Source organism: Parascardovia denticolens DSM 10105 = JCM 12538, assembly GCF_001042675.1.
GTDB lineage: Bacteria > Actinomycetota > Actinomycetes > Actinomycetales > Bifidobacteriaceae > Scardovia > Scardovia denticolens.
In genome coordinates this window covers 1,787,281-1,811,499 of record NZ_AP012333.1, presented here as the reverse complement: position 1 = coordinate 1,811,499, position 24,219 = coordinate 1,787,281, and the positions used below count along the sequence as shown (strand labels likewise).

Genomic DNA, 24,219 nt, shown 5'->3' with positions numbered 1-24,219 from the left:
AGCTGAAGCGATAAAGAAAAGAGGAAATCAAAAAGAATAATCGATGGAGGAAGAGGCCGGTTGGGCGCGCCCGCCGGCCTCTTCCACAAGGAAGGGTAAAAACTTATGTCTTCCAATGATGATTCCAATCAGTTGACCGAAGGGGATGCCGAGAAGGTCCCCATTCCGACGGGCGGCAGTAATGGCTTCATCAGGCCGGGGATCGATGACCGGCCGGACTACGAAAACGCCTTGAGCGAAGAGGAGAAGGTCTCCGTCCAACGTCTGGCAGAGCCGATTCCCGGGGCCCAGCCCGCCACCCCGGAAAGCCTGCAAAACCCGGATGTACAGTCCATCCACGCATCGACCGCATCCGCGACAAAGTCCGTGGAACCATCTCCGGCTTCTATGGGGCGGGCATCGCCGTCGGCCAGACTTTGGGCAACTTCGTCGGCGCCCGCCTGATCAAGCTGGGTGAGCCCGGCATCTTCTCCGGATGGATGATGGGCTTGGCCGTCTTCAGCCTGATCGGCATCATCACCGTCGCCATCTGGCCGGCGGACAAGTCGAATCTGGATCAGCCCCGGGACAAGTTCAGCCTCAGGATGATCCTCCTCTCCTTCCGGCCTCCCATGCACGCCCCCGATTTCTATTTCGCCTTGATCGGCCGCACCATCATGATGGGTGGCTACTGGATGATCAACTCCTACCAGCTCTACATCTGCCAGTACTACATTTTCGCGGGTGACCCCAAGGCCAAGGACAGGGCGGCGGACGTGATCGCCACCATGGCCGTCATCACCTTCGTCGTCTCCTTGGTGGCCGCTGTGACCGCTGGCCCCATCACCGATAAGATCCATATGCGCAAGCTGCCCGTGGCTCTGGCTTCCTGCCTCTTCGCCGTGGGCGCGGCTATGCCTTTGATCTTCCGCAGCCCCTTGGGCATGTACCTGTTCGCGGGCATCGCCGGATTCGGCTATGGCGTTTACAACGCCATCGACCAGGCCTTGAATGTGGCTGTTCTGCCCAACCCTGACGAAGCCGGTAAGGATCTGGGTATCCTGAATCTAGCCAACACCCTTTCCCAGGTGATTGGCTCCCTCTTCACTTCCGCCGTTCTCACCGTCGTGGCTCGTGCGATCCTGCATCAGTCCTCCGGCTATTCCGCTCAGGCCTATATGTGGATCTTCATCGTGGTCATCGTGCTTGTGCTCATCGCCGCGGCTTTGATCATGAAGATCAAGAAGGTCAAGTAAACAAGTAAACGGTGGTTTCGCCGAATCGCGAGTAAAGAAAGGCCCGTCTTCCGTTTGCTTTCATTGATGAGGGCAAACGGAAGACGGGCCTTTCTTGTACTTAGCTTATTGCTCTTCGTCGTATGTCGTATAGGGAATCTCTTGACCTGGGGAGATCTCCATCCAGCCTTTCACTGTGGCGGAACAGAAATCAATGGTTTGTCTTGAGACTTTTTGTGTCCTTAGACCTTTAGAGTCCGAAAAGATGATCCATTGCGCGCCTTCGTCTTGGGTATTGATTTTGGCCGCCGCTTTTCGGAATGTGGCGGGCAAGTTTTTCGCTTGGCTGTAAGGGCAGACGATGAGGGCTTGCGTCCAACCGGCATTATTAACAGTGAGTGGAAGTTTCACTTTATCTTTGCCCTCCTCTACTTGACTGGTCAGATTCTTCTGAACGCTTGTGGTCCGCTCGTTTTGCCGACTTCGTTCCATGTGGATCGCTATGAATATCGCGAGTGCGATTAAAATCACGGTAAAACCGATAACCAGTATGAGAAGGGCTGCCCTTCTTGATTTATGCGTTTCCATTTGCTGATGATTTTGTGGATTTCAATCGGCATTGACTGTCATTTGAGAGTCACCAGCTTTCCATGATTTGCAAGGTCTCGACATCTCGCTAATGCTTGAGAGTAGGTTTTTGTTTGGCGTCCAACCGTTCTTTCCGTTCGATTATTCGCAAGATCCATGTTCGTTTCTCTCTTCGGGCCCTTACTATATTTTTCGTGATTCGTTGCAATAATCTCAGCGTTCGCTGCGCCAATATGATGTGTCATTAACGCATTCCAGTAACAGTGTCGAAAAGCGTCTCCTCTACCGTTGTGTAGGGTAGATTGGTTGAAGTATTTTGCAGCTGCGGAACTCGCTGTAGATGCATCTTTTGCCCCTTGCTCGCAACCTCGTACGCTAACATGGATAACGCATTCTGCTTTTTCCCTTACACTCGAGAAGTATAATTATATCCTACGTATGAAGAGGCAGATTGCAGTTTATGCTGGGTTAGTATTCTGAAAAGTAGCTGCCAGCTGTCGATTCGTTGCTGAAGCTAAGAATGTCTCCATTGCCTTCTTTTGTTCTGAGCTCATATTCTCAAGTGTTGTATAGGGATCGGATGACTCTTTCAAGATGATTTCCGGAGTCTTCTCGCTAGCCATCGCGAATGGTGAAGGAACCATACTTAGCATGAGCGCTATTAAAGCTAAAAATAGAATTACGAAAATCCGGGTAAAAAGCGAACTTAGTCGGTGTTGGATACGATGCTGGTCCATTATCTCCTCTTTCTGAATAATCAAAAAAATTTCGCTTGATAAACAAGACGATTATATGATTATAATACACGCTTTACTACACAAATTTCGCTTATCATGCAGGTTCGGTTACATTGTTGCGCTCGTTCGGAAATATTCGAAGACAGATGCTTGGAATGCACTTTGTTGGGGATAGAGAAGCTGTATTGTGCAAAACTGGGGGAAATCGCCGGAAGAGGATGGGTCTCGACCAGGGAACTCATTAGAGTGGAACTTTGATTGAGTCATCCATGGCCGCTGGCCACGGAAGCAAGCCGAGCCTGGAGAATGGAATCGAAGTGACGACAGAGGAAAACATGAGTCAGCAGGCGGATTCTTCACGGGCGGGTTCCCTCGACTCCGTGGAACAGCTGGATTCCCATAACGCCATGGAAAGAGGACTGAGCAACAGGCACGTCCAATTCATCGCCATCGGCGGGACCATCGGCACCGGCCTCTTCCTGGGATCTGGCAAGTCCATCGCCCTGACCGGCCCCTCCATCGTCTTGGTCTATATCCTGGTCGGACTGATCATGTTCATCCTCATGAGGGCCATCGGCGAACTCATGTATCAGGACCCCAGTCAGCATACTTTCATCAACTTCATCTCCAAATACGTGGGCAAGGCCTGGGGCCATTACGCTCAATGGTCTTATTGGATCGTTCTGGTCCTGGTAGGCATGACCGAGCTGACCGCCGTCTCCCGTTACTTCGTGGAGTTTTTCAAGACTTACGGACTGGATTTGTCCCCGTGGAAATGGCTGATCGAGATCGCCTTCCTGGCCGTCCTGGTCATGATCAACCTGATTGCGGTCAAGGCCTTCGGAGAGGCGGAATTCTGGTTCGCGATGATCAAGATCACCCTGATCATCGGCATGATAGCCACGGCCATCGTCATGGTGATCATGCATTACCATTATTCAGCCGTCACCGTGCAGACCACCGGCTCGGTCATCAGGACCCGGGCGGGGACGGCCAGCCTGTCCAATATTTTCAACGGTTTCACCCTGGCCCCGAACGGATGGTACAACTTCGCCATTGCCTTCCCCATGGTCTTCTTCGCTTATGAGTTGATCGAGTTCGTGGGGGTGACCGTCTCCGAGACCAAGAACCCCCGGCCGGTGCTTAAGAAGGCGACCAACCAGATCATCTACCGGATCCTCATCTTCTACGTGGGGGCCCTTCTGGCCATCATGGCGATCGTCCCTTGGCGCAACTTCGTTCCTGACAAGTCGGGCGAATTCGTCTCCCCTTTCATCATGGTCTTCAAATACGCCGGCATCGACTGGGCCTCCGCCTTGGTCTTCTTCGTGGTCATCACCGCGGCCAGCTCCTCGTTGAATTCCCTACTTTTCTCAGCTGGTCGGCACCTTTACCAGGTCGCCGTGGAAAGCCCGCAGACTTCGCCTTTGCGCTTTTTCAGCCTGGATCAGGTCTCCTCCCACCGGGTTCCGGCCCGGGCCATCGTCTTCTCCGGGATCTTCATCCTCCTGTCCCCCTTGGTCAGCGTCTTCCCGGCCATCACCCAGGCCTTCACCTGGTTCTCCTCCGCCTCCTCGGCGGTGACCATCTTCATCTACATCCTGACCATGGTCGCTCATTGGAAATACCGGCAGTCGGCTGACTTCAGCGCCGACGGCTTCCTGATGCCGGCTTACAAAGTCCTCGACTCCCTCGCCATCGGTTTCTTCGTCCTTATCTACCTCTCCCTCTTCCTGGCTCCGGACACGCTCTGGGCCGCCGTCGGAGGGATCGTCTGGTTCCTGGTTTTCGGGACCTGGTGCCATTTCCATATGAAGAAGGTGACGCGATGATGGATAGGCCTGTATACGCTCCTTGGTGGAAGCGGGTTTGTGAATACCTTCTTCGGATCATAGTGCCGGCATCGTTGTTGTCCCAGATTTTCTCAACCATCTTTTTCGGACGCTCGTCTTTTGAAGCGGTCACCTATCAAGACAGTTTGAAGAACACCGCCATCGCAGCCATATCATTCCTGATTTCGGTGGCAGTCTCCGCCATATCCGTCAAAAATGGACAGACATGGGCCCACCGACTCCTACGGGTCCGTGTGGTTTCCCTCCAGGGGGAGTCTCTCAACGGTTTTCATATGTTCCTCAGGGACCTTGCCCACCTTCCTGATTTTCTTTTCATTTGCCTCGGTTTTCTGTGGGCCCTTTGGGACCGGAAGAAGCAGACATTCGCGGATAAGATCTGTAAAACAATGGTCGTCGCCCAATAAGCGGCGCCCAATCGTCACTGAAGTCGCACTAATCGCGCCGACCCGGGGAGACCAGCTTTTTCCGTCTGACCATGCCCGAGGCTATATACAGGACGGCCACCCAGAGCGGCCCTAGGATGGCCGCCACCCGGTAGCTGGGGTAGAGCCACATGAGGATGTAAAGCAGGACCATGAAGCCGAGGATGACCCAGGGAGAAACCCGAGCCCAGGGAAGCCTGAAAGCCAACTTTCGCGCCGCTTGCTGGCCGATGCGCCTGCGGAACATCAGATTGGTGATCGCTATCATGGACCAGTTGAGCAAGGCCGCGAAAGTGGCTATGGACATGAGATAGTTGAAGGCGAAACTCGGCCAAAGGAAGACGACCACCACGGCGATGGCGGTGATGGCGGCGGAGGTGAGCACTCCGGCGGCGGGGATTCCCCTCGCATTCAGTTTCCCCAGGTAGGCGGGGGCGTTGCCTTGTTTGGCGAGGGAATAGAGCATGCGGGAGTTGGAGTAGAGGCCGGAGTTGTAGACGGAGATGACGGCGGTCAGACAGACGAAATTGAGCAGGCCCGCGGCCAGGCGGAAGCCGGCCGTATCGAAGATCTGCACGAAGGGGGAGACGACGACCCCGTTGGCGTTCGGCTGGCCGATGCGCCGCCAGGGGACGACGGCTATGATGACCGCTAGGCCGGTCACGTAGAGCAGGAGGATGCGCCAGACGATCTGATCGGTGGCCTTGGGGATGGTGGTCCGGGGGTCCCTGGTCTCGGTTGCGGTGATGCCGATCAGCTCGGTGCCACCGAAGGAGAACATGACCACGACCAGGGCCATGAGCAGACCGGCATAGGAAGCCCTTCCCCCCGATGCGGCGCTGGTCCTGCTCAGGACCCCGTGGGGGAGGAAACCTCCGGGCTGGTTCACCAGGTTGGCGAAGGAGGGGATGGTCTTGCTGGAATTGGGAATGGCGAAGATGATGAGGGTCATGCCGACGACCACCATGGCTATGACGGCGGCGATCTTGACGATGGCGAACCAGAATTCCGTTTCCCCGAAGGCCTTGACTCCCAGGAGGTTGGCCCCGGTGATAAGGACCATGAAGACGGCGGCGCTGGCCCAGGCGGGGATGGAGGGGAACCAGTATTGGATGAAAGTGCCCACCATGCTCAGCTCCACCATGGAGACCAGGATGTAGTTGGCCCAGTAATTCCAACCGGAGATGAACCCGGCCCGCGGATGCCAGTAACGGCTGGCGTAGTAGCTGAAGGCCCCGGCTTTAGGATCGTAGACGCTCATCTCGCCCAAGGCCCGCATGATGAGGAAGACGATGAATCCCCCGATCAGGTAGGCCAGGAGGATGGAGGGTCCGGCCAGGCTGATGGATTCGGCCGACCCATAGAAAAGCCCGGTCCCTATGGCCCCGCCCAAGGCGATGAGCTGGATATGGCGGTTTTCCAGGTCTTGGCGCAGGGACTGGCTCTGTCCCCGCCCGGCGGGATCTTTCTGCCTCATGGTCTCGATTCTCAGTGGGTGGAGGCTGGGCTATGGGAATTGCTTGAATTGCCGGAGCCGTTGCCGTTCGAGTTGGAGGAGTTGTTCGGGCTGGGGCTGGAGGAATTCCCCGAGTTGCCGTTGGAAGTATCCCCGCTTTGGTCGTCCGAAGAGTCGTCGCCCGGGGACTCCCCCTGATCGCCGTCATCGTCCTGGGCCTTCTTGCGGGCGTCCTCTTCCGCCTGCTTCCTGCGGGCCTGGTCCTCCTGCTGGCGGCGGAGCTGTTCCTGGCGCTCGCGTTCGGCCTTGTCGGCCTGCTCTTTGGCGCTGACGGAGTTGTTGACGGCTGTCATCGCCTGCTCCAAGTTCTTTTGCTCGTCGGTGTAGTCGCTGGTCTCCAATGACTTCTTCGGCCGCTTGAGCAGGGTGGAAGCCTTATCAATGGCCGCTTTCAGGTTGACCCTGGTCTGGTCGTCCTGGACGCGGTCTTTGGAGGAGGTGTACAAGAGGTTGGCGTCGTCCACCTTGGTCTGCAGGCTGGTCTTGGCGTCGGACTTGGCTTTGGCCGCCTGGCTCTTCTGCACGGCCGCTGCGTTGGATTTCAAGGTGGTGGCCGTCTTGTTGGCCCGGTCCGCCAGGCTCTGGCTGGTCTTGGTGATGTCGGACAGGCGTTCTTCGGCCATGGAAGGATCGCAGGATTCGACCTTCTCGATTTCCGAAGTGAGGGTCTGGGCCGAGGTGAGGGTGTCGCTCAAGGCGTTGACCGTGCCTGGATCGTCCACATCGCTGGCGCTGACCGAAGAGTTGAGGCTTTCGGCGTTGGTGAGCTGGGACTTGAGTTTGCCGCTGGCCGTGTTCAGGTTGGCGATGGTGGCCTGGCAGGTGGAGAGGGCGTTGCTCAGTTCGGTCTGACGCATGGCCCGGCGGATAGCCAACCCCCCGTAGGTGAGGGCCAGGATGACAACGACAGCCACCAGGGTGACCAAGGTGGCGATGATGAGTTTGCGCTGGTTGTCCGCGTCGCGGCGTTCCACGGCTGATACCCCGCCGTCGCCGAGTTCAGCCGCTCCGGTAGTCCCACGGGTCCCGGCGGTTCCGAAGGAGTTGTAGCCGTCGGTGGTGTCTTCCCCGAAGTCGGTGACCAGTTGCTCCAAGGTGGGGTCCAGCTGGTCGTCCGGGGTGTTGGCCGTGGCTTCCCCCTGGGGGCTTAAGGCGTCTTCGCCCAAGGCGGCCGTCTCTGCGGAGTCCGCGGCGGCCCTGGCCTCGTCGCCTTGCTCCACAGGGGCAAGGTTCGTGGTTTCTTCGGAAAGGGACGGGTTCGCGGCCGCCATTGGTGTTGTTGCCGCCGTGGCCGCTGCAGTCGTTTCCGTTGCTGCAGTTGCGGTGGTCATTGCGGCCGGGCTGGGATTGACCATGGTGGGTTCGGAATCAGCCGCCGCCTTCGGGGCGCCCGTCTCGCCAGTCGGCATGGTCAGAGTAGGGAAGAGGAGGGTGGCTGTCTCGAAGTCGGGGTCGGGCAGGACGCTGGGTTTCAAGGAAGGGTCTTCGACCGTGGCTGCCCCGGTCTCCGTTCCCGCTCCGGATACGGCGGCCTGGCTCTCTTGCGAGGACTGTCCTACTTGCCTTGGCTGCCCGGGAGAGGGAAGGGGAGCGAAGTCATCGTCTTGGAAGGGATTGAAGGCCTGGGTGGACTCCAGCGGGCTTTCCTTCTCAGGGCTCTGGTTCGCTTCCGGATTTGGGGCCGGGTTGAGGCCTTTGGCTTCCAGTCCTCCGTGGTTGTGCTCTTCGGCTTCTTCGGGGGTGATGAGCACGGGATCGGTCAAAGGGGCCATGGCCTGGGTGGTTTCGCCCACCCCTTCGGATGGGGTCAGGGATGCGGACGAGGGGTCGGCCGGGGAATCGGCCATGCGGAAGGAATCGTCACGGCCCAGATTCTCATCATCTTTACGATAAATAGTCATTCTGCGTCCTTTACCGGTCACCTTACATACTAAGAATCAAGTCTAGCCTGTCCGCAGGAAGGGGAGAAGGCCAAGGGCGGGGATAGACTGAGATCAGCATTCGGCCCGCTTCCCGCGGGCGCGAAGGAGACCCGAAGAATTTCAGGATTGAGGAGCCCCATGGCTATGCATAACCAAGGTCAGATGAAAAAAAGCGGGAAAAGGCATCACCCCATCCGGTGGATCCTGCTGATCATCCTGCTTTTGGTCCTCCTGGGGGGAGCCTACTGCGGCCTGACCTTCTATAAAGAGGCCAAGCAGGTGCAGGCCCATGAGCAGAAGGCCATCTCCGCCCTGCAATCCGTCGCTTCCCAAGGCAATGTGGCCAACCTCATCAACGCCCAAGGAGACGAAGACCTCAAAAAACTCGATTCCAGCATCTCCACAGCCCGGAACGAAACGAAGGCCGCCCAGACCATCGCCCACGGGCGTCTGTGGGCTTTCGCCTCCCGGATCCCCTTCCTCAGGAACGACATCGTCAACGTGCAGGGCCTGACCGATATCGCCCATAACCTGGCCGCGGATTCCCTGCCCCAGTTCACCGGCATCGTCCAAGGGCTGAAAGGGGCCTCCTTCTCTTCCGGCAACGGCGAACTCAACCTGGCCCCCATCATGGCCACGGGGGCCAAGCTGACTTCCGTTAATGCCAGCCTGCAGACCCAGGTGGCAGCCTTGAACAAACTGCCCCAGCCCCGGATCCCACAAATCAAGAAAGCCAATCAAAAGGCCAGCAAGGCGATTCTGGGCCTGAGCGGCAAAATCAACACGGTGACCGGCCTGACCAACTCCTTGCCCAGCCTCCTGGGGGTCAACGAGGCCCGTTCTTATCTGGTCATCGCCCAGACTTCATCCGAAGCCCGTTCCGGCGGCGGTCTGGTCGGGTCCGTGGGGACCTTGAAGGCCGACAAGGGGGTCATCACCATCGGCGCCTTCCACGCCAACTCTGAGTTCAAGAACTGGGGGACCGTCTCCAACTTGGTGACGCCCGCCCAATGCCAGGCCCTGGTTTGCGACGGATACCCCTGGTACGGCCATTACATCAACGACGTTTCGGTCAACCCCAACTTCCCCGACACCGCCGCCCTGGTCAAGCAGATGTGGAACTACCAAGGGTTCGGCGACACCACAGCCGACGGGGTGATCTCCCTCGACCCGGTGGCCCTGCAGAAGATCATCCGGGTGACCGGCAACGTGACCATGGGCAACGGCAAGGTCCTGACCGGCCAGGACACCGCCCAGTACCTGCTCAACCAGGTCTACATAGACGTGCCGGTGGCCTATCAGAACGCTTACTTCGAATCCGTGGTCTCCCAGGTGACCAAGAACGCCTTCTCCCATATGACGGCCAAGAAGATGCTCCAACTGGCTGACGTCATGACCGAATCCGCCCAGTGGCGTCACCTTTACGTCTGGTCCTTCCACAAGGAGGACCTGTCCGCCCTCCGTCAGGCGGGGGTGACCGGGGAGGTCAACCAGGAGTCGACCGTCAACGCGACCGGCATCTACAACGAGGAGATGATCCCTTCCAAGATGGATTGGTACATCCGCCGCACCACGACCATCAAGAAGACGGGGAGCGACCCCCAAGGCGCCACCTATCACGTGACCAGCGTGGTGCGTAACACCCTCAGCCCGTCCGTCGCCCCGACCCTGCCCAAATACATCACCTTGCATTTCGACGGCCAATCCCGGTTGAGAATGTATATTTATCCACCTAAAGGCGGCCACCTCAGCAATGTCCGCTTCTCCAACGGGACCACGCTCAAGTCCTTCCCCTTGGACGGGCGGACCATCTATCGGGCGGACCCCAGCACCCTCATGCCCGGCCAGTCGGTCACCATCGACTATGACGTGACTTGCGCCCCCGGTTCATCGAAGCTGGTCCTGGACCAATCGCCCATGGGGATCGAGGATCCGCAAGTCACCTATCAGTACTGACGTACTGATGCACAGATTGGCGCACTGGCGCACTGACCGGCGCAGACCCCCATGATTGGCAACGATTCAGGAAAGCGAGTCCCCATCATGAAACAGCAGGAGACGATGGAACAAGATCAAGACAGGGCAGGGCGCGATCAAGAGGCGGCCGCCCCCTTGCCTCCCGCCCGCATCCGCGTGGCCGTGGCCGCCCATAAGCCTTACCCCATGCCGCAGGACGAACTGTACCTGCCCATGCAGGTGGGCAAGGCCCTGCATCCGGACCTTTCGCTGGCTGACCCGGTCTCCGGTCGGCCGTTCACCCCGGATGACAGCGGGGACAACATCTCCTCCCAGAATGCCTACTACAGCGAACTGACCGCCCTTTACTGGATGTGGAAGAACGACCCCTCCGCCTACAAAGGGCTGGCCCACTATCGCCGGCATTTCGCCAGCGGGACGCGTCGCCAAGGGGTACAGCAGGGCTTCAAACGACAGATCGTCGCCTATGAGGAAGTGGCCCGTCTGTTAAGGACCACCGATATCATCCTGCCCAGGAAGCGGAACTACTACATCGAGACTATCCAGTCCCATTACTCCCATACCATGCACGACGGCGCCCGCCAGCTGGACGTCACCCGGCGGATCCTGCAGGAGCTGGCCCCGCAGTACCTGCCCGCCTTCGACTGGGTGATGGCCGGCCGAAGCGCCCACATCTTCAACATGTTCATCATGAAGGCCGATAAATTTGATTCCTACTGCGCCTTCCTCTTCCCCGTCCTGCAAGAGCTTGCCGGGCGGATCGACCCGGCCCAGTACGACGGCTTCGACTCCCGTTTCCTGGGGAGGATCAGCGAAAGGCTCCTGGACGTTTGGCTGCTCACCAACCGATGCTCTTATGCGGTATTGCCGGTGGTCAGCCCGGAGCGGGTCGACTGGTGGAAGAAGGGAACCTCCTTCCTAGCGGCCAAATTCGGCAGGAAGCAGTACGGAAAGAGTTTCTGAAGAGGTCTTTCCGGGCTGAAGGGTACTATTAAGTAGTATTTGATAAGAGTTTGTAAGGGTGGGTGTAAAGGTATAGATTGGGGGACCAGTGTCCGAAGACGCGACTTCCGCGGGTTCGCACAGCGAGCAAGCGAGCTACTTCGACGGCTCGTTTCTCTCCACGTCCGACATCCCGATCGTGGATTTCCGCAACCGCCAGCAGGCTCAGTCGACGCGGGCTGGGCTTGATGGGCAGGTGGGCAACGGGCGGGATTCCGTGAGCCCTTCCCCTCATTCTTCCCATGGCGCCTCCGCGGCCGACACCGAGACCATCGATCGGGTATCCGAAAGTTTCCCTTCCTTCGTAGCGCATGAAACCCGCACGGAACGCTACCCTTACGGGTCCGCTCCGACCGATTTCGAACCGACCATCGACACTTCCGCTGATCCTTTGGCCGGCGCTTCCGCTGACGCCTCTGCTGGCATTCCAACTGGCGCCTCGGCCGTGGTTCCGACTGGCTCCGGGCGAAGCGCCTGGTTCCGCCCGCAGGGGCGGGACCGGGGCCAGGCCGGGAATCGGCGCGATGGGGACCGGCAAAGGAGGAATCAGCAAGAGGCGGCGGGCGAGAGCGGTCGGCGGACCAAACCCATGGTCTTCGCCACGTCCCGCACGTCCGGGGCCAGGATGGCCCATCTGGCCGACTGGCGTCCCTACTATATGATCGCCGTCGCCCTCCTGGATGTAATCGTGGTCGCCGTCTCCTTCGGCCTGTCCTGGCTGCTCGTGCGCTGGATCAGCCCCTCCTCCCTCCATAACCCTTTGGCCCATCGTCCGGCCGTTTCCTGGCTTTTCCTGATCATCTGCCTGTCCTGGCTGCTCGCTTTCGGGGTCTGCAAGCTTTATACCACCCACGTGATGGATGAAGGCATGGAGATGTATTCCAACATCACCAACGCCGCCCTGTCCGCGGTCTTCATCTCCTGCGCCGCCTTGTTCATCATCCGCTGGCAGCCTCCCCGCGGCCTCTTCCTGGTGACCATGCTCATCGCCTATGCGCTGGCCCTGGTGGAACGTTGGCTCATGCGCCGCTTCCTTCACGGCATGCGCAGGCATGGCCGGGATTATTACACGACCGTCATCGTCGGCTCCCCGGCAGGAATCCGCCGGATGATCGACAAGCTGGCCTCGACCACCAGCATCGGCTACCGGCCCATCGCCGTGTGCCCCATCGTCTATGACTCCCAAGACCGCCGCATCTACACGGATGAATTCCTCCCCCGCAACGCCGGGGAAGAGAAGCTCCTGCTCATCCCCTTCAACCTGCATCTGCCGCAGAACGCCTTGAAGTCCGGCGCCCATACCCTTATGGTGGTGGATGTGATCGACCGTGAGTCCGAACTCATGCGCGCTCTGGCCCTGGCCGCCGGCTCTCAAGGCCTGGAGCTGGCCATGGAGGCCGACACCGCTGACATCGCCTCCAGCGCCCTCCACTTGCGCCACAACACCCAGGTGCCGGTCCTGACCGCACAGCTGCCGCAGTATTCGGCCCTTTTCCGCCTGGCCAAGCGGCTGGTGGACCTGCTCATCTCCACCGTTGGCCTGATCCTCACTTCCTGGATCATGCTCCTGGCCACCATCGCCATCAAGGTCGAAGACCACGGCCCGGCCATCTACGAACAGAAGCGGGTGGGCCTGTACGGCAAGCCATTCACCATCTACAAGTTCCGTTCCATGTATGTGGACGCAGACAAACGCGACGTCGCCCTGGCCGCCGAATCCGGCAAGGAGCACGGGGTCCTCTTCAAGCTCAAGGATGACCCCCGCATCACCAGGGTGGGCAGATTCATCCGCAAGACTTCCATCGACGAGCTCCCGCAGCTGTGGAACGTCTTCAAGGGGGACATGAGCATCGTCGGCCCCCGGCCGCAGCAGAAATACGAGGTTGACCAGTACGGGACCCTTTACGCCACCCGCCTTTTGGTCAAGCCCGGCATCACCGGCTTGTGGCAGGTGTCCGGCCGGTCCAACCTCGGCCCTGAGGAGTCGGAGTATCTGGACGTCTCCTATGTGGAGAACTGGTCTTTGACCGGGGACTTCGTCATCATGGTGAAGACGGTCAAGACCATTTTCACGGGCGACGGGGCTTATTAGGGGCTTGTCGGGACTTCTAGGGCCTATTAGGTTTATGGATTTCCGAGTTTCTAGGTTTTCTAGGATTTATAGGATTTTTCCACCCCGTATATCGGGAATTTGTCCGCTATAGGTTCATCTGCTATAGTGGGGAAAACATTCGTGAAGAAATTGTGCAGACGAAGACGATAAGACGTAAGACGCTAAACGGATAAGGCGGGATGGACATGGTGCTTGATGATCTGGAGGTCTCTTTCGAAGACCTGAACCCTTTTGTGCCTGGGGCCGGCCGGCAGCCCAGGGAGCTCCTAGGCCGCGATGAGGAGTTCGAGCATGTGGCCGTGCTGATCCGCCGCACCCAGCGGAGACTGCCCAACCGGGGCGTCATCCTGACCGGCCTGCGGGGCATGGGCAAGACCGTCCTCATGAGGCGGATGCAGGAGCTGTGCGACCAAGGTGGGCTCATCACCGCCTGGGTGGAGGCCCGCAGGGAAGGGGCCGCCGACGACGCGGCCCACGCCATCATGGACGAGCTGAAAGCCGGGTCCCAGAGCCTGCTTTCGCCCAGCTTGCGGGAGAAGGTCCAGCGGGTGATCGAAAGCATCGGCTCCATCTCGCTGGGGGCGTTGGGAGTGTCCGTCGGCCTGTCCAAGGACGAGGAGAACACCCGGCGCGAATCCCTGCTGAGGCAGATGAACGCCCTGATCAGCCATCTGGCCGCCAGCGCCAAAAGCGAGAAGAGCGGGGTCGTTCTTTTCGTGGATGAACTCCAAGACATGTCTCCCGCGGTTTTGGGCGAGCTGATCTCCCTCCAGCATGAGGCCGGTCAGCGGGACCTGCCTTTCTACCTGATCGGCGGCGGTCTGCCGAACCTCCCCCGCGTCCTGACCCGGTCCCGTTCTTACGCCGAGCGCCTGTTCGAGTACCGGCGGATCGGGTCTCTGCCGGATGAGGTCAGCCGTCAGGTTTTCCAGCAGACGGCCCAGTCGGTCGGTTCTTCTTTTGACCAGGACGCCTTGGATCTGTTGGTCGGGCTGGCTCAGGGCTATCCCTTCTTCATTCAGGCTTATGGGGACAGCACATGGGATGCGGCTCGCGATGGCCGCCTGGACCTGCAGGCGGTGAAGCGGGGGATGCCTCAGGCACGGGCCCAGCTGGATACGGGCCTGTATTCGGCCCGGTGGCAGAGGGCCAGCGCCGCCGGCCAGGGGTATTTGCGGGCGATGGCGGAGATCGGGGCCGCGGAAGGCTCCGGCGATGAGGTGCTCAGCTCCCGCGTGGCTCAACGCTTGGGGCGGACTTTGAGCGCCCTGTCCCCGGTAAGGGCCACTTTGATCGGCCAGGGGTTGATTTACATGCCCCGCAATGGGGCGGTGGCATTCACCGTTCCGCATATGGGGGAGTTCGTTTTGCGGCAGAAGGGTTTGTGAGGATCGGTGACGATGATGGCAAGGATGAGGACAATGGTGAAAAAGGCAAAGAAGACGAAGACAATGACAAAGATGGTCAGGATGGGATCTCATCAGGACGAAAACGGGATGGCTCAGGCCAGGGCAGGCAAGGGCGGAAAGACCTTCGGCCGGTTTATGGCGTCCCTCCTCGCCGTTTCTTTGGGCGTGGCCGCCTTGGCCCCTGCCTTGTCCGCCCGGACGGCTTGGGCCGATTCCGCAGTGGCGTCCCAAGTCCAGGCAGCCGGTCAAGCGCAGGAGCAGACACAGGGCCAGGGCCAGGAGCCTACCCGGCCGTCCAACCAAGCGCAAGGCGAGGTCCAAGGGCAGACTCTGCCGCAGACGGTGGCGACGTCCGTCCCCAATGACGCGGTGGTGGTTTCCCCCACCTTGGCCGCCAGCCCTGACGGGACCGTCTATCAGACCCAGACCGGGCGGAAGGTGTCCGCTCAGGAAGCGGAATCGGTGGCCGGTACCTCCGCCGTCCCGGCCGATCCTCTGGCCAAGACCGGGGGAGATTCCTTCATCCCGGTGGAAGTCAGCGAGCTGCGTCAATCCCAGCGAAATGGTCAGCAAGGCAGTCAACCAAACAGCCAGCAAAACAATCAGCCGTCAAGCTTCGAAGCCTCCGCCCTCGTGGTCAGGAAGAAGTCGACGAAAACGAGAGGGACCATCAACCCCTCCGCCTGGGCGAGCGGCCCCTACTGGGGGAGCGCCAACGGGACCCCCGCCTTCTACAACGCCAACGGGTCCCTGTTCGCGCAAAGGGCCAAGCGGGTCATCGACGTCTCCTCCTGGCAGGGGAACGTGGACTGGGCGGCCGTCAAAGCCGCGGGCATCCAAGGGGCCATCATCCGCATCGGTTACGGCAACGACATCGCCGATTCCAAGGCCCAACGCAACATCTCCGAATGCCGCCGCCTGGGCATCCCCTTCGGCCTGTATCACTATTCCTACGCCTACAACGCCTCCTTCGCGGCGGCCGAGGGCGAATCCGTCGCCCGCTTCCTCAAACGGTACGGGGTCAGCGTCAAAGACCTGGCCTATCCCATCTATTACGACCTGGAAGCCTGGTCCTGGAGCGAACATACCAGGCCTTCGGATCCGGCCACTTACCGGGGCATCGTCAACGCCTTCTACGCGGCTTTGACGAAGGCCGGCTACGGGTCTCGACTGGGCGTTTATTCCTACACCTCCTATCTGACCACGGCTTTGAACGACTCCAGCATCCATCAGAAGACCAGTTGGGTGGCCCAGTACGGGGCGAACATGGGGTTCACCGGCTTGACCTCGGACTTCCGCGGATGGCAATACAGCTCACAGGGGACGGTCAAAGGGGTCTCCGGTTCCGTGGATCTCAACGCTTTCGGCTACTCCACCGCCGCTTCTTCGGAATCCTCCGGTTCCTCCAGCAACCAAGGCCGGGGGATCAACATGGCCAGGCTGCCCATCGTGACCGTCCCCAACGGGATTTACTACGTCAACGTCCAGCAGAAGGATTCCGTCTCCTTGGACGTCAACGCCGGCAGCCGGGCGAATGGGCAGGCCATGCAGATCTACCGCTGGAACAACTCCACCGCCCAGCGGTTCCGCTTCATCCGGCAGAGGAACGGCAGCTATGTGATCACCAACGTCAATTCCGGCAAAGCCCTGGACGTCAGTGGGTCCCGGACTTATGACCGGGCCAAGGTCCAACAGTGGTCGGTCAACGGGGCCGCGGCCCAGCGCTGGTTCATCCGGGACGCCTCGGATGGCTACTACCTGCAGTCCGCCCTGGGCAACTGGGTTCTGGATATGGCCAACGGGTCCACGGCGGATTTCACCTCCGTCCGGCTTTTCACCCCCAACGGGACCAAGGCCCAGAAATTCCAACTGGCTTCGTCCATCAACCTGCCTCAGGGGCGGGCCATGCGGATCTCCTCCGACGTGGATCCCGGCCGGGTGATCGACATCCCCAGCGGATCCCGGGCGGATTCCACCAGGGCCCAGCTTTACAGCTGGCTGGGCGGCTCGGCCCAGCTGTACACCTTCCGGCAGGTGGGCAACGGGGTGTATACGATGACCAACATCAACTCGGGCAAGGTCCTGGAAGTGGCCGGGGCCAGGAGCGCGAACGGGTCCGTCGTGCAGCAGTATTCCTCCAATGGCGGGGCCAATCAGCACTGGCAGCTGAGGTCGGCCACCGGGGCTTCCTCGGGCGCTTCCGCTTCCTCCGCTTTCTCTTCCCTAGGATTCGTCGGGTCCGGGTCCGGCAAATATCTGGACCTGCCCGCCGGCAGGGCGACCAACGGGGTCGGCTTGCAGATCTGGCAGAACACCAATGCCTCGGCCCAGCGGTGGACCGTGTCCGAAGCGCGGACCGGGGCCGCCTTGGCTTACGACCATCGCGGCGACCTGCCCGATGGGACTTATACTTTCGGGGCGGGGGCGGACTCTTCCTATAAGCTCGACCTGTCCGGCGGTTCGCGTAAGGCCGGGGCCAACATCCAAGTCTGGAAGTCCAATGGGGCTGCAGCCCAGCGCTGGCGGGTGACCCATGACCGGGACGGGTACGTGGTCCTGACGTCGGCGGTCTCCGGCCTCAGCGCCGACGTGGCCGGCGGCAGGCTGGCCTCGGGGACGAATGTGCGCCAATGGTACGTCAATGGGGCTGCGGCCCAGCGATGGGTGGCGGTCCGTAACGCCAATGGCAGCTATACCTTCATTTCCGCCCTAAGGGCATCTTCCTCCTCCACCGAGGCCTATGCCCTTGACCTCGCCAACGGTTCGGCCGCGAGCGGAACCAACGTCCGCCTGTGGAAGGCCAACGATTCCCGGGCCCAGCAGTGGTGGGCGGGGAAGTGATGCCCGCTTCTTTCAGTGTAATCGTCGTAGGTTGATTTCCACGCTCAATCAGATGCGAATGATGCAGTCTGTTGCTAGGAAGCTGCTACAATTGGTCGAGCGATGAAAGATGAATGATGAACTGGTGAACTGGCGATGAGGTGAGCAATGGGTATCGAGGATCAGGAACAGAAGGCGAAAGTAGAATCCATAGAAGAACAGAGAACTGAATCCGAAAAGAGCTCGCAGTCGCAAGAATATAACGCTGTAAACGCCAGTGGCTCCTCCTCACCAGTTCGTTGGTGGTATAAAATCACCGACCCGCGTGACAGCGGGTTACAGAAGCTGGTAAAGAGACTTAAGACGAAGAGACATCATTCAAAGCATGTGGAAGAAAAGACGGCGTCCCCGGCTCCTTGCGTCATCTTTTCGATTTTTCGTCTCATCGTGATAGTGGTTGTCTTTTGTCTTCTGGTTTCCTCTAGTGTGAGGCTGCTTCAATGGGCTATTAATGCGTATACGACGGTGGATAATATTCCGGCATACAGCTTCCAGGATTTATTCAGTCATGATTATCGCAATAGCCTTTTGCGCCAAGCCGGGGACCCGGGGGGCGTAGAAGGGCGCGTTTTTCTCAATCAAATCCTTTACGGCGCTATATATCTTCTGTTTTTCGCTATTTTTAATCATTTCTGGTTGGCCACAGGTCTGTATTCAACGCTGGTCATCGTTTTTGCAGCTGCCACTCGGATTAAGGTTGCGCTGCGCGATGAGCAGGTTCTCCCATCCGATTTAACGATTGTCGGAGGTAATGCCGGACAGGTGGGGTCCTTCGTTCCGCCATCCTATATACCCATGATTCGTACGGCGATACTCGCCATTGTGTCTTTGTGGGTTATCTGCGCCCTGCTTTGGTGGATTTTCGGAAGTTGCAGACTTGTTTGGTGGGACGCGAATAAGAAGATCTGGGTTCCTACGAGAATCATCGTTGCAATCCTTCCTATTATCATCTGTGTCTCTTTCGCTCAAGGCTTTGGTAATCCTGGGAGTTGGTCCTGGACCTTTGCGCAAAGCAAAGGAGATGTACCTATTCTGTATGATGCGGTTCCAGACGGTCAACAAAATGGGCCTCTTGTTTCTTTCCTCCGTTATGTTTCTCCGAAGGTGATGGATAAACCCCAGAATTATTCTCAACAGACGATGGAATCCCTCGCCGCGAAATACAAGAATATTGCGAAGACGATTAATGAGAATCGCAAAGCTAAACTTACGGATAGCACGGTTATTTTCGTCCTTTCCGAATCATACTCCGATCCGACTCGTGTGCCGGGTATTTCTTTGAACGAAGATCCGTTGCCGTTTGTTCGGCAGACCAAAGCCAACACCACTTCCGGTCTTATGCTTTCTTCTGGCTACGGTGGTGGAACAGCGAACCTCGAGTTCCAAGAGTTGACGGGAATGTCCACATCGAACTTTTCCGCATCCCTGACATCCCCCTATCAGCAACTTGTGCCACGGATGGCATGGGCGCCGAGTTTTAATCAGATTTGGAACTCGGAATATGCCAAGGAATCCGGTGTGGCGTCGCAGGCAGTACATCCCAACTGGGGAAGTATGTATATGCGGAATTCCGATTTCAAAAAATTTAAGTTCAAGCACTTCTACACCGCCCATGGCCCTGAATATATCAAGCATCAGGATAAGATCGACCGCAATCCTTATACCTCCGATGCCTCCGCTTATCAGGAAGTGCTGGATCTTTTGAATAACAAGATAACTTACAAGCATCCACAGTTCATCCAATTGACAACGATGCAGAATCACATGGGTTTTGAGAATTGGTATGACAATAACCAATTCCAAGCTTCATCGACGACAGGGCAACAGTTGAGTGATGCCGAGAAGACCCATATCCAAACCTATGCTAAAGGGGTGAACCACACGGATCAAGCGGTGAAGGACTTCTTAGAGAGCCTTGATAAGCTTGATAAGCCGATTACCATTGTATGGTATGGCGATCACCTTCCTGGGATTTATGATAATGAGATTAAGGATGCGAAGAATAACCTGTTGATGCATGAGACGGACTACTTTATTTGGTCCAATGCTTCCAGCCGCAATGCGGGAATCGGACTTGCGAACTCCCAGAACCAATATACTTCTCCGAATTATTTTGCGGCGCAAGCAGCGGAACATATGGGGGCTAAAGTTTCGCCCTATCTCGCCTTCTTGACACAGATGCACCATGCGATTCCCGCCATGGAACCTGCGATATACGCCAGTACGGATTGGAGTTCAATCAGCGCCCAGGATCCTGCTACTTTTCTCGATTCAGATGGGAATAGGATCAGCAGCTCCAAGCTTAGCAAGGAGCAGAAGGATTTACTGGCGGATTATAAGCTGATTCAGTATGATATAACCGCTGGCAAGCATTATCTGAAAGATTCAGACTTTATGGCTCTTCCTAGATAATGAAGGGCTGAGACTTCTTCATATAAAATGAGCAGGGACGTCTACCAGCGTCACCCGCTCATTTTAAATCGATGGGAAGGGGAAAAAGTTACTTTGCCCAGCGCAATCTTCCGTCGCGGGCAACCTTGCAGTGGAGGAAATTGCCGTTTCGGTCATCGGTAGCAGTTGCTCCTCGTGGAGAGCAGAACGAACCATGGTGTTTATACCCCTGATATCCAGCTCTAGCTGGGGCTGGCTTAGGTACTGGTCGTTTTGCTGGTTCAACGTAGCGTCCGGTCGCTTGATCGAAAGTCACCCATTTATTCCATTCGGGGACCCAAGTGCGACCATGGGCCATCTTGCCAGTACCTTTGTCAAAGTAGTACCATGCACCATGGTAGAAGTCGAGGCCATAGACCATTTTTCCGGTCTTCTCGTTATAACGTACCCATTTCCCACCATTGGAGGGCAAATAAACGTCGCCATGGGCCATCTTCCCGCTGTTTTGATCGAAGTAGTACCACCCCGTGTGCTCACTATCATAATTGATGTAAGCTTCGCCATGAGCCATAATGCCGGTGGCGTGATCATAATAGACCCATTTCCCACCATCAGTGTTAAGCCACTTCACTCCGTGGGCCATAGCCCCGCTGTTTTGATCGAAGTAGTACCATCCAGTGTGTTCGCTGTCATAGTTCAGATAGGCTTCGCCGTGGGCCATCGCTCCGGTATCCATGGAATAGTAGACCCATTTTCCGCCACTTGAATTGATCCAACGCACTCCTTTAACCATACGGCCGAAGGAATCATAATAGACCCATTTCCCACCGCTGGAGTTCAGATACACTTCTTCGTCTCGGGCCATCTTCCCGTCGGCTTTGAACCAATACCAGTCGCCTGTGTCTTGGATTTCCTTCGACTTGACGATTTGTCCATCAACGGCATAGTATTTGTCGTTCGTCGCGCTATCGTAGACGAATCCCGTGTAGTCATAGTCGGGAACCATTGGGTCGGCGAACGCTTTTGGCAAATTTGCGCATCCCAAAGAGACGATGACAACCAGAGCGAGCAGAATCACGAAAATTCTGCTCTTTTTATTGACTGAATGAGTCATTATTACTTCTTTCCTTGCAGTTTGTCAACCTGACAAACATCCATTAGCGAATCACGCGTGAAGCATCACTGCCTATGCCCGGTTCGTCCACAGCAATATCTTACCTTCTGGTCGGTCGCCAGATCCGAGGCGTGTCTCCTTTACAGAATCAATCGGATAGCTTCTCTACAACGTTTCTTCGATGATATAGCGCGGTCGTCCTTTAGCCTCAATGTAAATTTTGCCAATGTATTCTCCGACGATTCCGAGACCGGTCATGATCAAGCCTCCAATGAACCAGAGAGAGACCATGATGCTTCCCCACCCTGCGACCGCATGGCCACTTGCAACGGAAACTATTGTGTAAATTAGCATAATAATGCTTACTATGAGTGTAAATATTCCGCACATTGTGATGAGTCGTAGCGGTTCGGTAGAGAATGATGTGATGCCATCGATAGCGAAAGCAATCATTTTTTTAAGGGGATACTTGGATTCGCCAGCAACCCGCTCTCCGCGTTTATAATAGACTTTATCTGTCTTGAACCCGATTGAGGGGACTATTCCACGAAGGAACAGGTTTTCCTCCCCGAATTGTGAGAGGGCTTTCAACGCCTGCTTACTCATAAGACGGTAGTCGGCATGATTGGGAACGGTTTCGGTCCCCATTCGATTCATCAGACGATAAAAACCTAGGGCAGTAGTTCGTTTAAATGCGGTATCGGTATCCCGATTATTGCGGACTCCGTAAACGATTTGTGCTCCTTCGCGATATTTTCCGACGAATTGATCAATAGCGTCAATATCATCTTGGAGATCGGCATCCATGGAGATAGCAGCATCGCAGCCGGCGGCGAGAGCTTGCATAAGCCCGGCGAACAAGGCATTTTGGTGTCCTCGGTTATGGGACAGCTTGACGCCGCCGAAAAAGGAATAAGATGCGTGAAGTTTTTTGATGATCTCCCATGTGCGGTCTCGGGAGCCATCATCAACGAACAGAACTCGGCTGCTGGTTGAAATGATTCGGGAATCCAATAAAGAGCGGATTTTTCGTCCTAGGATCTGCGCTGTTTTCGGCAAGGCGTCTTCTTCGTTGAAGCATGGAATAACGAAATAGACCGTCGGCTGCGAAATGTCTGACGACGCCATTGGTTGCCGTCCTTTCTTTTGAGCTGTGCTTAAGCTACTTTATCGTTGGCGGAGTAAAAGTTTCGGCGAAAATAAGTGATTCGTTTGGATTTTGACAGCATTTTTGCTAATACGGCTTGCAGATAGTCAAAATAGACGAATCGGTGGTTATTATAGACAGTGACAGGTTTGGCTTTTTCCTAAGGCGAGGGTTTTAGAAATGGATTTGGGTGATACGTCAAAAAAATCACATTCAGATAGCCGTGTCGGGATTGTTCTAGAACGTATAACGGCCTGGGTCCTAATCCTTTTCTATATATTTCTAGCTGTCTTGTCCCTCCTCCTGACCTCCTACTTGCCGCATAATAACTATAATATCGAATTCAGCTGGAAATCCTGGCCTTTGGTTCTCCTTTCCTCGGTGGGAATCTTCACTGTCCTGTTCTTCATAAAAAAGGTCGGCGCCTTGGCGAAGATGAGGGAGAAACCGTTGGGCCTTATAGTCGCCATATACACATTTATCGCCAGTTTATGGTGGGGCGCCTTCGCAAATGTCTGGCCGGAGTGGGATCCAGCTTACATCCTCAAAGGAGCCGCATATCTGAATCACCCCACATTCAAACTAGTCTGTGGGGGCGGCGGGGACGAAACGGCGTGGATTCTCTGCCCTGGCGGGTATCTGGATCGGTTCCCCTACCAGATTCCTTTCTTCCTTTTTGTGAAAGGGCTGAATAAAATTTTTGGCTCTTACACCTATCAGGCCTTTGAAGTCCTGAACGCCTTGGCTGCGGCGATTACGGTCGTTCTTATCGCGGTATTGGCCAAGAAGCTTTTCGGCGATCGAGAAGTGACGAACCTCTCCTTGCTCCTTTGCGCAGCTTTCCTGCCTCTCGTTTTTTATGTTACTTTCGCTTACGCGAACACTTTGAGCCTCCCCTTTGTCTTCCTGGGAATCATATGGCAAGTGGTTGGCATTCAGAACAATGATTGGAGATATGCTCCTGCTGCTCTTTTATCAGTAAGCATTGGAATGCTTCTTAAATCGACCATGATTTATGTCCTGATGGCCATGGTCGTTGTCTGGCTCCTCTGCTCAATCAAGAAGAAGCAATGGCGCTACATCGGCTATGTTTTTTTGGCTGTTGTCTTCTATTTCGGTTCTTCCTTGGTGACAACGGCCAGCGCTCATGCGCTTGGATATAATTCCAAGAATGGCTTACCTAAAGTCGTGTGGCTTGCGATGGGCACGAAGAAGCCTCAAGATATGAAGACCAATAATTTCGGGTGGTATAACGGTCTGCCAACAAGCTGGGCTCCGGAAGATTATGATATTAAACGGATTGATCGGCAGGCCGAAAGCATGCTTCAAGAAAACGTGAAAGAGTTTCAGAAGGACCCTCACTACGCATTCATTTTCTTCTCGAAGAAATTCGCCTCCGAGTGGACGGAACCGACCTATGAATCTCTGCTGGCTAGCTCTTGGAGTGGGACGGGGCCGGGCAGGGCTGAGATGAGCACTCGCCCGATGAACCCGATTCTACGATCGATTTACTATCGCAAAGGAAGGGCCTTCATCGAGAATTGGTGCGATATCCTGCAGTTCCTACTTGTGCTTGGCGCCGCTCTATGCTTGATTCGTCAGCGGAAGAGTCTGGGAATTGAGCGTATGACTGCCATCATAATCCCCTTTGGCATGGCTCTGCTCTATCTTCTTTGGGAAGCGCAGGCCCAGTATATTATGCCTGCCTATCTATTGATGATTCCTTACTCCGCTTTTGGAATCAACTCCGTCCTTTCTATCCGGGGAAGGGGGAAAAGAGATGCGAATAAGGAGGAATCCACCTCTACCGGCGACTCGGAATCGCTTTCGTGCGATTCGAGGGTAGAATCACGGTAGAATAACAGTGGTTCGCTGGTTCGCCAAACCGTAGCTCAACCGTAGCCACATCATAATCAAACCATAGTCGAAAACAA

Annotated in this window: 16 protein-coding genes and 1 pseudogene; 11 read left to right on the top strand and 6 right to left on the bottom strand. The window is 56.6% G+C overall.

The genetic code is table 11. The features are described from left to right. Positions 1-105: 105 nt before the first annotated feature. Positions 106-444, top strand: coding sequence for a hypothetical protein (locus PSDT_RS07460; RefSeq protein WP_006288529.1), 339 nt, complete (start codon positions 106-108; stop codon positions 442-444). After that, positions 345-1,235: pseudogene (locus PSDT_RS07455) on the top strand (MFS transporter); the annotation flags it as partial. The gene PSDT_RS07460 and the pseudogene PSDT_RS07455, both read left to right, overlap by 100 nt. 105 nt (positions 1,236-1,340) lie before the next feature. On the opposite strand, the gene PSDT_RS07450 reads toward PSDT_RS07455, so the two are convergent. Then, complete coding sequence (locus tag PSDT_RS07450; protein ID WP_006288531.1) at positions 1,341-1,802, bottom strand: hypothetical protein; 462 nt, start codon at positions 1,800-1,802, stop codon at positions 1,341-1,343. 38 nt (positions 1,803-1,840) lie between these two features. Continuing rightward, entirely contained in the window at positions 1,841-2,188 is a 348-nt protein-coding gene (locus PSDT_RS08755) for a DUF6973 domain-containing protein (RefSeq protein WP_397224522.1), read from the bottom strand. A 620-nt stretch (positions 2,189-2,808) separates the two neighbouring features. Here PSDT_RS08755 and PSDT_RS07440 point away from each other — a divergent pair. Continuing rightward, the gene (locus PSDT_RS07440; RefSeq protein WP_006290027.1) at positions 2,809-4,371 is read left to right on the top strand and encodes an amino acid permease; all 1,563 of its coding nucleotides are present in this window, start codon (positions 2,809-2,811) and stop codon (positions 4,369-4,371) included. Then, positions 4,368-4,796 carry an RDD family protein gene (locus tag PSDT_RS07435; protein ID WP_006290028.1) on the top strand — a complete coding sequence of 143 codons (429 nt, stop codon included), beginning with the start codon at positions 4,368-4,370 and terminating at the stop codon, positions 4,794-4,796. The genes PSDT_RS07440 and PSDT_RS07435 overlap by 4 nt, the downstream gene beginning before the upstream one ends. Positions 4,797-4,824: 28 nt before the next feature. Here PSDT_RS07435 and PSDT_RS07430 read toward each other — a convergent pair whose 3' ends face one another. Together PSDT_RS07430 and PSDT_RS07425 are read right to left on the bottom strand one after the other, a co-directional pair. Beyond that, complete coding sequence (locus PSDT_RS07430) at positions 4,825-6,291, bottom strand: amino acid permease (protein ID WP_006290029.1); 1,467 nt, start codon at positions 6,289-6,291, stop codon at positions 4,825-4,827. Between the two features lie 11 nt (positions 6,292-6,302). Further along, entirely contained in the window at positions 6,303-8,231 is a 1,929-nt protein-coding gene (locus PSDT_RS07425; protein WP_006290030.1) for a hypothetical protein, read from the bottom strand. A 159-nt stretch (positions 8,232-8,390) separates the two neighbouring features. Here PSDT_RS07425 and PSDT_RS07420 point away from each other — a divergent pair, with 159 nt between their 5' ends. The 6 genes from PSDT_RS07420 (at position 8,391) to PSDT_RS07395 (ending at position 20,045) form a co-directional block, all read left to right on the top strand. Continuing rightward, entirely contained in the window at positions 8,391-10,208 is a 1,818-nt protein-coding gene (locus PSDT_RS07420; RefSeq protein WP_006290031.1) for a DUF4012 domain-containing protein, read from the top strand. A gap of 105 nt (positions 10,209-10,313) precedes the next feature. Beyond that, the gene (locus PSDT_RS07415; protein ID WP_223293515.1) at positions 10,314-11,192 is read left to right on the top strand and encodes a DUF4422 domain-containing protein; all 879 of its coding nucleotides are present in this window, start codon (positions 10,314-10,316) and stop codon (positions 11,190-11,192) included. A gap of 88 nt (positions 11,193-11,280) precedes the next feature. Further along, positions 11,281-13,323, top strand: a complete 2,043-nt coding sequence (locus PSDT_RS07410; RefSeq protein ID WP_006290033.1) for a sugar transferase — start codon at positions 11,281-11,283, stop codon at positions 13,321-13,323. A gap of 206 nt (positions 13,324-13,529) precedes the next feature. Next, positions 13,530-14,732, top strand: a complete 1,203-nt coding sequence (locus tag PSDT_RS07405) for an ATP-binding protein (RefSeq protein WP_006288539.1) — start codon at positions 13,530-13,532, stop codon at positions 14,730-14,732. A 72-nt stretch (positions 14,733-14,804) separates the two neighbouring features. Continuing rightward, positions 14,805-17,594 (top strand): RICIN domain-containing protein, encoded by a 2,790-nt coding sequence (locus PSDT_RS07400; RefSeq protein WP_397224525.1) that lies wholly within the window; start codon positions 14,805-14,807, stop codon positions 17,592-17,594. A 147-nt stretch (positions 17,595-17,741) separates the two neighbouring features. Further along, positions 17,742-20,045 carry an LTA synthase family protein gene (locus PSDT_RS07395; RefSeq protein ID WP_006290036.1) on the top strand — a complete coding sequence of 768 codons (2,304 nt, stop codon included), beginning with the start codon at positions 17,742-17,744 and terminating at the stop codon, positions 20,043-20,045. An 88-nt stretch (positions 20,046-20,133) separates the two neighbouring features. Here PSDT_RS07395 and PSDT_RS07390 read toward each other — a convergent pair whose 3' ends face one another. Beyond that, the gene (locus PSDT_RS07390; RefSeq protein ID WP_006290037.1) at positions 20,134-21,138 is read right to left on the bottom strand and encodes a hypothetical protein; all 1,005 of its coding nucleotides are present in this window, start codon (positions 21,136-21,138) and stop codon (positions 20,134-20,136) included. 165 nt (positions 21,139-21,303) lie between these two features. Beyond that, positions 21,304-22,266: a glycosyltransferase family 2 protein gene (locus tag PSDT_RS07385; protein WP_006288543.1), complete on the bottom strand. Its 963-nt coding sequence runs from the start codon at positions 22,264-22,266 to the stop codon at positions 21,304-21,306. A 199-nt stretch (positions 22,267-22,465) separates the two neighbouring features. On the opposite strand from PSDT_RS07385, the gene PSDT_RS07380 reads away from it, so the two are divergent. Further along, complete coding sequence (locus PSDT_RS07380; RefSeq protein WP_006288544.1) at positions 22,466-24,142, top strand: ArnT family glycosyltransferase; 1,677 nt, start codon at positions 22,466-22,468, stop codon at positions 24,140-24,142. Positions 24,143-24,219 lie beyond the last annotated feature (77 nt).

Excerpts from the sequence above, each read along its gene's own strand:
- PSDT_RS07415 (WP_223293515.1), top strand. The coding sequence starts at position 10,314 with ATGGAACAAGATCAAGACAGGGCAGGGCGCGATCAAGAGGCGGCCGCC.
- PSDT_RS07390 (WP_006290037.1), bottom strand. The coding sequence starts at position 21,138 with ATGACTCATTCAGTCAATAAAAAGAGCAGAATTTTCGTGATTCTGCTC.
- PSDT_RS07460 (WP_006288529.1), top strand. The coding sequence starts at position 106 with ATGTCTTCCAATGATGATTCCAATCAGTTGACCGAAGGGGATGCCGAG.
- PSDT_RS07395 (WP_006290036.1), top strand. The coding sequence starts at position 17,742 with ATGGGTATCGAGGATCAGGAACAGAAGGCGAAAGTAGAATCCATAGAA.
- PSDT_RS07385 (WP_006288543.1), bottom strand. The coding sequence starts at position 22,266 with ATGGCGTCGTCAGACATTTCGCAGCCGACGGTCTATTTCGTTATTCCA.
- PSDT_RS07400 (WP_397224525.1), top strand. The coding sequence starts at position 14,805 with ATGGTCAGGATGGGATCTCATCAGGACGAAAACGGGATGGCTCAGGCC.
- PSDT_RS07450 (WP_006288531.1), bottom strand. The coding sequence starts at position 1,802 with ATGGAAACGCATAAATCAAGAAGGGCAGCCCTTCTCATACTGGTTATC.
- PSDT_RS07380 (WP_006288544.1), top strand. The coding sequence starts at position 22,466 with ATGGATTTGGGTGATACGTCAAAAAAATCACATTCAGATAGCCGTGTC.
- PSDT_RS07435 (WP_006290028.1), top strand. The coding sequence starts at position 4,368 with ATGATGGATAGGCCTGTATACGCTCCTTGGTGGAAGCGGGTTTGTGAA.
- PSDT_RS07440 (WP_006290027.1), top strand. The coding sequence starts at position 2,809 with ATGGCCGCTGGCCACGGAAGCAAGCCGAGCCTGGAGAATGGAATCGAA.
- PSDT_RS07430 (WP_006290029.1), bottom strand. The coding sequence starts at position 6,291 with ATGAGGCAGAAAGATCCCGCCGGGCGGGGACAGAGCCAGTCCCTGCGC.
- PSDT_RS07405 (WP_006288539.1), top strand. The coding sequence starts at position 13,530 with ATGGTGCTTGATGATCTGGAGGTCTCTTTCGAAGACCTGAACCCTTTT.
- PSDT_RS07420 (WP_006290031.1), top strand. The coding sequence starts at position 8,391 with ATGGCTATGCATAACCAAGGTCAGATGAAAAAAAGCGGGAAAAGGCAT.
- PSDT_RS07425 (WP_006290030.1), bottom strand. The coding sequence starts at position 8,231 with ATGACTATTTATCGTAAAGATGATGAGAATCTGGGCCGTGACGATTCC.